General features: G+C 33.8%; 9 protein-coding genes. 6 read left to right on the top strand and 3 right to left on the bottom strand.

The window, feature by feature from the left end:
- Positions 1 to 2,029 (top strand): T9SS type B sorting domain-containing protein (locus ABJF52_RS17515; RefSeq protein WP_348153229.1); only part of this gene is annotated, 2,029 nt, incomplete at its 5' end.
- A 154-nt stretch (positions 2,030 to 2,183) separates the two neighbouring features.
- Entirely contained in the window at positions 2,184 to 2,903 is a 720-nt protein-coding gene (locus tag ABJF52_RS17510; RefSeq protein ID WP_348153227.1) for a hypothetical protein, read from the top strand.
- Between the two features lie 70 nt (positions 2,904 to 2,973).
- On the opposite strand, the gene ABJF52_RS17505 is transcribed toward ABJF52_RS17510, so the two are convergent.
- Complete coding sequence (locus ABJF52_RS17505) at positions 2,974 to 3,738, bottom strand: exodeoxyribonuclease III (protein ID WP_348153225.1); 765 nt, start codon at positions 3,736 to 3,738, stop codon at positions 2,974 to 2,976.
- Between the two features lie 95 nt (positions 3,739 to 3,833).
- Between ABJF52_RS17505 and ABJF52_RS17500 the strand changes: the two genes are divergently transcribed.
- Both ABJF52_RS17500 and ABJF52_RS17495 read left to right on the top strand, forming a co-directional pair.
- Positions 3,834 to 4,349 (top strand): hypothetical protein, encoded by a 516-nt coding sequence (locus ABJF52_RS17500; protein ID WP_348153223.1) that lies wholly within the window; start codon positions 3,834 to 3,836, stop codon positions 4,347 to 4,349.
- Between the two features lie 29 nt (positions 4,350 to 4,378).
- Entirely contained in the window at positions 4,379 to 6,454 is a 2,076-nt protein-coding gene (locus tag ABJF52_RS17495; protein WP_348153222.1) for a TonB-dependent receptor, read from the top strand.
- Between the two features lie 9 nt (positions 6,455 to 6,463).
- Here ABJF52_RS17495 and ABJF52_RS17490 read toward each other — a convergent pair whose 3' ends face one another.
- Positions 6,464 to 8,008, bottom strand: coding sequence for a glycine--tRNA ligase (locus ABJF52_RS17490; protein ID WP_348153220.1), 1,545 nt, complete (start codon positions 8,006 to 8,008; stop codon positions 6,464 to 6,466).
- A gap of 37 nt (positions 8,009 to 8,045) precedes the next feature.
- A complete protein-coding gene (locus ABJF52_RS17485) occupies positions 8,046 to 8,948 on the bottom strand; it encodes a hypothetical protein (protein WP_348153218.1) in 903 nt (300 codons plus the stop codon).
- Between the two features lie 44 nt (positions 8,949 to 8,992).
- Here ABJF52_RS17485 and ABJF52_RS17480 point away from each other — a divergent pair, with 44 nt between their 5' ends.
- Positions 8,993 to 9,703 (top strand): ComF family protein, encoded by a 711-nt coding sequence (locus tag ABJF52_RS17480; protein WP_348153217.1) that lies wholly within the window; start codon positions 8,993 to 8,995, stop codon positions 9,701 to 9,703.
- Between the two features lie 76 nt (positions 9,704 to 9,779).
- On the top strand, positions 9,780 to 11,396 hold the full coding sequence (locus ABJF52_RS17475) for an Ig-like domain-containing protein (RefSeq protein ID WP_348153215.1): 1,617 nt from the start codon (positions 9,780 to 9,782) through the stop codon (positions 11,394 to 11,396).
- Positions 11,397 to 11,538: the final 142 nt, after the last annotated feature.

The raw sequence follows: 11,538 nt of genomic DNA, 5'->3' as shown, positions 1-11,538 counted from the left end.
TGTAATGCAGGTAATTACAATACCAACTATTGATGCGATTATATTAACCGAAACGAGTACGAATCCAACTTGTCCTGGTGCTGCTAATGGTTCTATAACTGTAACCGCCTCAAGAGAATTTGGTAATGGACATACAAATTTTCAATATGTTTTAAATAATGTTACAGATGGCGTAAGTAGTGCCCCTCAAGATGGTAATGTATTCAACAATTTAAATGAAGGCCATTATAATGTAACAGTTATCGATGGTAGAGGATGTGATGTAGTTTCTGCTTCAATAGATATAATTGACCCTGCAGAGGTAACTGTTGATGCAGCCATTACACAAGAGCCTAGTTGTACACCTAATCAAGGTGAAATTACATTATCTGCAACTGGTGGTTCTGGAGTGTATGAATATAGCATGATTGATCCTGCATCAGGTACTTGGACCTCTAATAATGTGTTCTCTAATTTAGGACCTGGTACGTATGAATTCTTAGCTCGTGATGCTGATCCTTTAAATCTTTGTGAGTCTCCAATTTCTGTAATACGTACCATAAATGTGGTGGATCCTCTAGTAGTTACTGTCGATGCAACTAACACCATTATCAACTGTTTTAGTGAAATGGATGCTGTGCTTATTGCTGAAGCTACTGGTGGTTTAGGTGATTACACTTATGAACTACAAGACGGTTCTGGCACTGTTTTAGTTCCGGCTCAAGCATCAGGTATATTTGAAAACCTAGGTGCAGGTACCTATAGAATTAGAGCTTTAAGTGGAATTGATTGTGTGGATATCTCTGATAACATCAGTATTATTGAACCACCATTATTAAGTGCTACATTATCTGACCATAGAGATGTTCAATGTTTTGGTGAGGCTGACGGTAATGCTACGATAACTGTTACAGGTGGTGTTGCACCTTATAGCTATACCATATCTTCTGAACCTCAAAAAACAGTAGACACCAATTTCTTTGAGAATCTTGATGTAGGTAGTTACACCGTAATTGTACAAGATGCTAATGGTTGTGATGTTGAAATACCTATTGTTATTGATGGTCCTACTGAAGCACTTGCCGTAGCAATTACTAGAGTTGAAGATGAACTATGTTCTAGTGATGATAATGGCCTTATTGAATTGCAAATAACTGGTGGTACAGCACCTTACGAATATAGCTTACAAAACACTAGCGGTTCTTTCAGTCCAGTTGGTGACCCAAGCGCTTTGATTATCGATAACCTAGATGGTGGTGCATACATCGTTTATATTAGAGATGCTAATAGTTGTACAGAAAACATCTTACAAGAAATAGAAGTAGGAGCTGATTTAACAGCTACTTATGAAACAATCTATGAATGTAGGGATGGACAACCAGTGAACATTTCAACAGTAACTGTCCAAGACGAAACTATTGCAAGCGATGTTATGTATGCTTTAAATTCTGAAGATATCAATGCAGCTCAAGATAGTCCTGTGTTTGAGAATATCGTTCCAGGAACACATTATATCAGCATCTTACATTCTGGCGGATGTATTGAGCGACTTGAGAGTATTGTAATTGACGCTCCAAATCCACTAGAATTAACAAGTGAACAAGGTGGTATCAACGAAATTAAAGTTGAAGCAACCGGTGGCGATGGAAGTTATACGTATTATTTTAATGACAATGCTAGTAGTGATGGGTCTTACTTTATTAATCATACCGACACCTATAACGTAAGAGTAGTTGATGGTGCAGGTTGTGAAACTTCAATAGATGTGTACTTAGAATTTATAGATATAGAGATTCCAAACTTCTTTACTCCTGATGGTGATGGAACACGCGATACGTGGGTTATTGGAAACTCAGAAGGATTCCCTAACATGTTGGTAACTATTTTCGATAGGTACGGCCGACAGATAAAACAATACATTGGTGTTGGAGAATGGGATGGAACTTATAAAAAAGAAAACCTTCCAACAGGTGATTATTGGTACGTAATTAAACTAAACGGACCAACTGACGATAGAGAATTTGTCGGGCATATGACCGTTTATAGATAAAAAAAAAGCGCCAATAGGCGCTTTTTTTTATTTCTTTCAATCTATATATACCAACTATTGTTTCAAATGAATGTATACATTTAAATATAAGAGGTTAACCTTTTGCCTTCAGTTTTCATAAAGAGAAGCAAATTAATCTTAAAAGCTTTTAATTATGAAAACTAATATAAAAATTATTGCAAGCGGACTACTTCTAATGTCTTTGATGATGACCTCTTGTCAAAAAGAAGAACATGATAATGATATAAGTGTAGAAGAATCCTTAGAAGAAGGTTTTACCAGTAAAACGGGTCACAATGATTCGGAACTCGTGTCAAGTCTAGAAACATTAACTCCCGTATTATATAAACAATATAGTGGGTCTTTAAGTAGAGAAGATGCAGAAAACTCCTTTCTAGAGGACGTACATAACTTCATGATAGAAGAAAAAAGTACCAGCAAATCAGAAGCTTTCATATATTTTAAGGTTGCTATCAGAACTGATACCGATCCTTACAGTCAAACTGATGGTAATGTCTGGGGTAGGATTAATTTTTTAACTAACAATGGAGATTATCAAGTACCTTGGTTCAGATTAAATGATCCCTCAAGAAATGACTTTGAAAATGGTTCTTGGGACTTTTTCTATTTAAGAGTTCATATACCAAGATCAGATTGGATTGAGGTGAAAAATGCCACCTTAGCCCTACAAGGTACTGATGGATGGAATGTCAAATGGTTTGACGTTCATTTACAAGATGATAGTAGATATTCAAGAGCTTCTGGTAGAACCGATATCTATGATAATCCAGAAGTTTGGTTGGATAATACAACTAATAGTGGGTGGGATTTTTACAATACTGGAAATGCCGGTAGAGGTAGGTTAACCTTCTAATAAATATTCTAAAAACTAAAAACCACGGTTAAAATAAACTGTGGTTTTTAGTTTTAATTTAGTACTATTTCTATGTTTCTACTTCCACTAAAATCGGACAATGGTCACTATGCCTTGCCTCAGGTAAAATCACAGATCGTTTCAATCTGCTTTCAAGAGGTTCTGAAACCATCCCATAATCTAAACGCCAACCTTTATTATTATTTCTGGCATTCGCCCTGTAGCTCCACCAAGTATAATTATCTGGCTCATCATTAAAGTATCTGAAACTATCAATAAATCCACTTTTGATGAAATTACCTATCCACTCACGTTCTACAGGTAAAAATCCTGAAACATTCTTTAATCCTACAGGATTGTGAATATCAATGGCCTCATGACATATATTATAATCTCCAAGTACAATTAAATTTGGTCTTTCTTTTCGCAATTCATTAACGTACTCTTGAATTTCATCCATGTAATTCAACTTAAAATCCAAACGCGCAATATTAGTACCTGATGGTAAATACATGCTCATTATAGAAATATCTCCAAAATCAGCTCTTAAATTTCTTCCTTCAAAATCCATAGTTTCTATTCCTGTCCCAAATTCTATGTGATCTGGTTTAGTTTTGGATAAAATAGCAACACCACTATAACCTTTCTTCTGTGCACTATACCAATAATTATATGGATAACCAGCAGCTTCAAAAATTGATAAATCAAGTTGGTCTTCCTGAGCCTTTATTTCTTGAAGACAAATTACATCCGGATTTACCGACTCCAACCATTCAATAAAGCCTTTTTTTAATGCGGCTCTAATTCCATTAACATTATAGGATACTATTTTCATTGATTTCTAATTTAATTCGAAAATAAAGAATGTTTTAAGGATTAAAAAAGTTTGGAACGCAAATTGATTTAGGAAAAATATAAATACATATGAATATGAAAAAGCTATTATTAATTTTATTCATTACTAGCAGTTTGTTTGTAAATGCGCAAGGGTATCGAGATAGTTACAATAATCATGAACTACGATTTAATATGGGACGTTTTTTAGCCACAACAGCAATTGAAAGTTCGTATGAGTACTACTTTACACCAGACACGAGCATAGGTGGAACCATTTATTTTAATGGTGATGCACATAATAATACTGGTAATTTCGGTATAGGGCCAAATTTAAGAGCCTATTTTGGATATAACCCTAAAAGTGGCATTTTTGCAGAAGCTTTTGGGCTATATTACACAAGTGATATTGATGTTACCAATAATCTAGAGACCAGAAATAATGACTATAATTCAATAGCATTAGGTCTTGGATTAGGTAGAAAATGGTCAACTTTTGGTCAAAAATTAACCTTAGAAATTTCTGCTGGACTTGGCAGAAATATTAATGTAGAAGAATATCAAAATAACTTTATATATCGCGCTGGATTGTCGCTTGGTTTCCGATTTTAAGTTTTATTTTTACGTTTCACGAAATTTACATGAAACACATTTCCCTCCTATTTCTTTTAGGCCTACAATTTATTCAAGCCCAAGACATTACCCAAAAAGACAGTATTACACAACTTGACGAGGTAATTCTTCTTGACGCATTAAAGACAAAAAACACTACTGGCATTACTCAATCTGATATTTTAGGCGCAAAAATTTTTCAAAATTATAGTCCTATTGATATGGTTTCTGCTATCAACCAAATATCTGGAGTATACATTCACTCTGGTGCTTTAAACACCAATAGAATCACTATTCGTGGTATTGGATCAAGAACGCTTTTTGGCACGAATAAATTACGAATGTATTATAATGACATACCTATTACCAATGGATCAGGGACATCTGAAATTGAAGCGTATGATGTAGAAAATATTAGTCAAATTGAAGTAGTAAAAGGACCTAAAGGAACAGCTTTCGGAAGTAATTTAGGAGGAGCAATAATTCTAAATCCAAAACAAGCCTTAGGTAAATCTACAAATCTATTCAATAGTTTTACAGTTGGATCTTTTGGCTTAATAAAGAACAATTTATCATTCAATCATTTTGATGGTAAACTTCGGGTTGGTTTACAATATGGCCATACCGAAACTGATGGATATCGTGACAACAACAATTTCGAACGCGACGGGGTACTTTTGAATACTTCTTATTTAATAAATGAGAAAAACAAAATAAGTTTACTTGTAAATCACATGGATTATTCGGCTCAAATACCGAGTTCATTAGGCGCAACAGCTTTTGCTGAAAACCCAAAACAAGTTACCTATACATGGCGTGTATCCCAAGGTTATGAAGCTAATAATTACACCTTATTAGGACTTAATTATGAACATGCTTTTAGCGATAAACTAAAAAATTCAACTAGTGTTTTTTACAACTATTTAGACCATTACGAGCCTGCCCCTTTTGGAATATTAGATGAATTTACCAACGGTTATGGGGTAAGATCTAGATTCATTGGCAAATTAAATATTTCTGATATTGCTGCAGAATACACATTCGGCGGTGAATTACTTAAGGATGAGTATAATTGGAATCAATTTGAAAATTTATATGAAGACAATAATGGAAATGGTAGTTTACAAGGAAATCAGTATTCCGCAAATAAAGAATATAGAAGGCAATTCAATGGATTTGGCACCTTATTAGTTCCTTTTTCTGAAGCGTTTTCTGCACAATTAGGTCTAAATATCAACAAAACAAATTACGATTATCGAGATCAGTTTAATTCCGGAATCAATAATAAAAGTGCAAAACGTAGCTTTAAAGCTATACTACTTCCTAGTCTTGATTTAAACTATTCTTTTAAAAACGACAACAGTTTATATGCGAATGTAAGCAGAGGGTTTTCAAACCCTAGTTTAGAAGAAACTTTAACTCCTGATGGCGTAATTAACCCAGATATTTCTCAAGAAACTGGTGTAAATTATGAAATTGGTTCGCAACTATATTTCGATGACAAAAAGCTGTCGATAAACATTGCTTTATATCAAATGAACATTAATAATTTATTGGTTGCAGAAAGAGTTAATGACGACCAATATATTGGAAAAAATGCAGGAAAAACAAGGCATCAAGGAATTGAATTAGCTATAAGTTATCATTTAAAACTAGGGGCAAATTTACAGATAACTCCATTTATCAACTATACGCACAATCATCATAAATTTGTTGAATTTATTGACGAAGGTGAAGATTTTTCGGGGAATCCTTTAACTGGTGTTCCAAAAAATAGCGCTACATCTGGGCTTCAAATGCAGTTTTTCAATAATTTCTATTGGAATACAACACACCAATATGTAAGTTCAATTCCATTAACAGATGCGAACTCTTTGTACAGTGATTCGTATAATATTGTGCATACCAAAATCGGATATCAAAAGAAAATAACTCCTAAATTCACTTTAGGCGTAGACTTTGGAATAAACAATCTTTTAGACGCTACATACGCACAATCTGTTCTAATTAACACCCAAGGTTTTGGAGGCAGTGAACCACGCTATTTCTACCCCGGTAATGGCATAAATTATTACGGGGGTGTACGGTTAGGTTATCGGTTATAATCAGTTCTGTTAAACCATTTTCATTAACCAAGACTTCATATCCACTGCTTCATGAATAATCTGTTTTAATGCAGCTATTTCAACACGCTCTTGTTCCATAGAATCTCTATGTCTAATTGTTACTGTTTTATCCTCTAAAGATTGATGATCTACAGTAATACAAAAAGGTGTACCATTAGCATCTTGTCTTCTATATCGACGTCCTACAGCATCTTTTTCATCATATAAAACATTGAAATCCCATTTTAAATCTGCTATAATCTCTTTAGCTAAATCAGGCAACCCATCTTTCTTTACTAACGGGAAAACAGCCGCTTTTGTGGGAGCTAATACAGCAGGAAGTTTTAAAACAGTTCGTGTTGAGCCATTCTCTAGTTGTTCTTCTTTCAAAGAGTTTGAGAAAACTGCCAAAAACATTCGATCTAAACCAATAGAAGTTTCTAATACATAAGGCACATAACTCTCTCTTGTTTCTGGATCAAAATATTGTAGCTTTTTACTAGAAAACTTTTCGTGTTGTGATAAATCGAAATCGGTTCTAGAATGAATTCCTTCCAACTCTTTGAATCCAAAAGGGAAACGAAACTCAATATCGGAAGCTGCATCGGCATAATGCGCTAATTTCTCATGATCATGAAAGCGATAATTATCCTCACCCATGTTTAAAGAAAGGTGCCATTTCATACGATTTTCTTTCCATTTCTCGTACCATTCTTGTTGCGTACCTGGCTTAATGAAATATTGCATTTCCATTTGTTCAAACTCTCGCATTCTAAAGATAAATTGTCGGGCGACAATTTCATTTCTAAATGCTTTACCAGTTTGGGCAATTCCGAACGGAATCTTCATACGCCCCGTTTTTTGTACGTTTAAGAAGTTTACAAAAATACCTTGTGCTGTTTCTGGTCGCAAATACAAGTCCATAGCACTTTCTGCAGAGGCTCCTAATTTTGTACCAAACATTAGATTAAACTGCTTAACATCGGTCCAATTTTTAGACCCTGACATTGGGCAAGCAATTTCCAACTCTTCTATAAGTTTTTTTACATCTGCTAGATCTTCATTTTCCAACGATTTACCCAATCGTTTTAAAATAGAAGTTACCTGTCCTTGATATTCAACTACACGTGGGTTGGTAGCTAAAAACTGTTCTTTATTAAATTTATCACCAAAACGCTTAGAAGCTTTTTTGACATCTCTTTCAATCTTGCTTTCAATTTTAGCTACATAATCTTCAACTAAAACATCTGCTCTATATCGTTTTTTGGAATCTTTATTATCAATTAAGGGGTCATTAAAGGCATCTACATGGCCCGATGCTTTCCAAATGGTAGGGTGCATAAAAATAGCCGAATCAATCCCAACGATATTGTCATTGAGCTGTACCATAGCTTTCCACCAGTACTCCCGTATATTTTTCTTTAATTCAGCACCATTTTGTGCGTAGTCGTACACAGCGCTTAATCCATCATATATTTCACTAGATTGAAATACATATCCGTATTCCTTTGCGTGTGAAATTACCTTTTTAAAATCGTCTTCCTGTTTTGCCATTCGACAAAAATAGAATTTTACAATCTAAGGGAATAAATTATTTTAAACGAAATTCAGTTGATGAGAGAAGTTTATCGTTTTCAAATACATTTAAGGTATAAATTCCACCTTCTAAAGATCCTTTTGGTATGGTAATAAAGTCGCAAACTCTCATTTCTTCGCCACTATATAAAAGTTGTACTCTTTTACTATAAACATTACCATTTACTGTAATCGTGTTGGCGTTATCCTCAACAATACGCATGTTTGAATCTAGAAATTGAAAGTATAGAATTTTTTCTTGCTTTTTAGCTTCACTATCTGCTGATATAGTGATACAACCTCTAAGCTTTTCAACTATTGAAGCCTTGGTGGTGATAATAGCACTTTCATCTCTTACACGTAAGCCTGCTCCTTCAGTTTGTTCTTTATCTAATTCTAAGTATTTCTTTTTCTTCAACTCTTCATTGAGCTCTTTCTGTTTTTGACGTTGTAGCGACTCAACCTTAGTCATTTCATTTCTAGCTTCTTGCAACGAAGCAATTTCTCTTTGACTATTCTCATATTTATCAACTAATAAAGAGCTATTATACTTAAGAAAGTTGTTTTTAAGCTTAAGACTATCATTTTGAGCCTCAAGTCTTCTAAGTTCCGATTTATATTCACGTAACTTTTCAACTGTAAAGTTCAATCTCCCAACAGAATCTTGTAATTGTTGTATCTCATATCTAGACCTTTCGAGCTCAATTTCATCAACTTCATTTCTAGAAGCTAGCCTATCTAAATCAGCTTTCATAAGCGTTAGGTCCTTCACTAGAATTTCCTTTTCATTCTCTAGATACAAAATTTCGCTCTGAGACTGGGTATAACTGTAGTAGTAAGCAATTAAAATCGCTATAATTACAGCTACCAAGGCAGCAAAAATTATTTTATTGTTGAATTTTTTATCTTGGGCGTTCATCAAGTAAAATTATAAGTAGGCAACTTTTTATTAGTTTAAAAATAATGTGTGCAAAACTATCAAATATAGTAAATGATATAAGCAGCATCCTAGTCCCAAGGGTGTGTTTTGGTTGTAATACACATTTATTGGGTGGAGAACACCTTATATGCACATCTTGTAGAAATGATCTACCGCTTACCGATTATACTTTTAACGTAGAAAATACCGTTGACCGTATTTTTTATGGGCGAATTAACGTTAAAAAGGCAAATTCTTTTCTATTCTTCACTGAAAATGGGATTGTACAACAGCTTTTACACCATTTAAAATATAAGAACCAAGAAATAGTAGGAGATTTTATTGGCGAATGGTTCGGAAATACTATAAAAACTAATGGTTTTATCGATGCTATCGACTATGTAGTTCCAGTTCCTTTGCACCGCAAAAAATTACAACGAAGAGGTTATAATCAAGTTACACGATTTGCTAAGCACTTAGCCACTAATTTAAATGCTGAGTTTAGGGACGATATATTACTTAAAACATCCAATTCGAAAACGCAAACCAAAAAAGGGAGATTGGGTCGTTGGTTCGAGAACAAATCACTGTATACGCTATCAAATTCAATGGATTTAGCAAATAAAAATGTTTTATTGGTTGATGACATTATTACTACTGGAGCAACAATAGAACTTTGTGCCAAGGCCTTACAAAAATCTAAAAATATCAACATCTATGTGGCTAGTATGGCAGTAGTTCCTTTACGCGCATAAATGATCAAATCATAAAACCTTCCATTTATTTAATTTAAGTCGTTTCTTTGTTATAGAATTACTTTGAAAATATCCCATGACGAGACGCTTTATCGGTTGTGTTTTTATCTTTTTAATAGCCGCTGCACTGGTTAAATGTGCAAACCGGGGTAGTCCAACTGGTGGGCCTAAAGACACTGAGCCTCCAATTTTATTGAAAGCGGTTCCTCCAAATATGTCCATTGAATTTAAAGCCAAACGAATACGGCTTTACTTTGACGAGTACATAACATTAAAAGATATTCAAGATCAATTAATCGTTTCACCACCTTTAGAATATACACCTACGATAACACCGCAAGGAGGTGCAAGCAAATATGTTGAGATACAAATTAAGGATACGCTTAGAGAAAACACTACGTATACCTTCAATTTTGGTCAGAGTATTGTCGACCATAACGAAGGCAATCCAAGCAGTTTTTTAAGTTATGTTTTTTCTACAGGAACTTATATTGACTCCTTAACCGTATCTGGTGTAGTACGAGATGCATTCAAAAGAAAAGCTGAAGAGTTTATTAGTGTTATGTTGTACGAGATTGACACGGCCTATAACGATTCAACCATCTTTAAAAAACCTCCCAATTATATTACCAATACTTTAGACAGCACGGTAATATTCACTCTCAAAAACATAAAAGCTGGCAAATACAGGTTATTTGCATTAAAAGATGAGGCTAAAAACAACATTTTTGATCAAAACGCCGATAAGATTGCCTTTTCTCAAGATACCCTTAGTTTACCTACAGATAGCACGTATCTACTTACTTTATTTAAAGAAATACAAAATTACAGCATACAGGTACCCAGTTTTGAAGCGACAAACAAAATAGCTTTTGGATATTATGGTTTACGAGAGGATTTTAGAATTGAGAATTTAACAGTTTTGCCAGACTCTGTTAATTATCGACTTTTAAAATTACGAAATAAGGATACACTTAATTTTTGGTTTACTCCAACAGATTTAGATTCCATTGTTTTTCTAGCTATAAATGACAAACTTTCAATAATTGACACATTTTCAGTTAAAAAACGAAAGGTAGAAACAGATTCACTGCAATTAAGTCCAAATCAGTCTGGTGGGTTAAATTTTAATAAAGATTTTGCGATAACGTTAAATACACCTATTTCAAAAATTGATACTACCAAATTTAGTATGATTGATAAAGACTCACTTAAGGTGAATTTTAAGGTCATGATTGATAGTATAGAAAACGAAATTGATTTCGATTTTGAAAAAGAACCTAATCAAAACTACGCCCTTAACCTGATGCCAGGCGCAGTAACCGATTTTTTCAATGAGGTTAATGATACTATAAATTATAGTTTATCTACAAACAGTCCAGCAGATTATGGGAATTTAAGATTGAAGGTACAAACCGATTCTACTTCCTACCCATTAGTAATTCAACTTACTGACCAACAAGGCGAGCTTAAACAAGAAATTTACACAGAAAAGCCCGAAATTCTTGAATTCAACAATGTAGAACCTTCTAAATACTTTTTGAGGGTTATTTTTGATACAAATGGAAATAAAGTTTGGGATACAGGTAATTTTCTAAAAAAATTACAGCCAGAAAGAGTTAGTTATTACCCAGACACGCTAGAAATAAGAGCTAATTGGGAATTAGAAGAGACTTTTATCCTAGATAATTAAACAAATTATTCTTCGTTAAATAGCTTTAAATCAAGCACTAAAATTACTGATTTCAGGAGACATTACTCTTATAAGTATTTTTGGACGGTACTACATACTTTTTAAGTGATTTCTTACGTTTAGTAGTAATAAACTAGAATGT

This window comes from Aurantibacter sp., assembly GCF_039941195.1.
GTDB lineage: Bacteria > Bacteroidota > Bacteroidia > Flavobacteriales > Flavobacteriaceae > Aurantibacter_A.
Note: the sequence above shows the minus strand (reverse complement) of the source record. Positions and strands in the feature narration are given on the sequence as shown.

Excerpts from the sequence above, each read along its gene's own strand:
- ABJF52_RS17510 (WP_348153227.1), top strand. The coding sequence starts at position 2,184 with ATGAAAACTAATATAAAAATTATTGCAAGCGGACTACTTCTAATGTCT.
- ABJF52_RS17505 (WP_348153225.1), bottom strand. The coding sequence starts at position 3,738 with ATGAAAATAGTATCCTATAATGTTAATGGAATTAGAGCCGCATTAAAA.
- ABJF52_RS17500 (WP_348153223.1), top strand. The coding sequence starts at position 3,834 with ATGAAAAAGCTATTATTAATTTTATTCATTACTAGCAGTTTGTTTGTA.
- ABJF52_RS17495 (WP_348153222.1), top strand. The coding sequence starts at position 4,379 with ATGAAACACATTTCCCTCCTATTTCTTTTAGGCCTACAATTTATTCAA.
- ABJF52_RS17490 (WP_348153220.1), bottom strand. The coding sequence starts at position 8,008 with ATGGCAAAACAGGAAGACGATTTTAAAAAGGTAATTTCACACGCAAAG.
- ABJF52_RS17485 (WP_348153218.1), bottom strand. The coding sequence starts at position 8,948 with ATGAACGCCCAAGATAAAAAATTCAACAATAAAATAATTTTTGCTGCC.
- ABJF52_RS17480 (WP_348153217.1), top strand. The coding sequence starts at position 8,993 with ATGTGTGCAAAACTATCAAATATAGTAAATGATATAAGCAGCATCCTA.
- ABJF52_RS17475 (WP_348153215.1), top strand. The coding sequence starts at position 9,780 with ATGACGAGACGCTTTATCGGTTGTGTTTTTATCTTTTTAATAGCCGCT.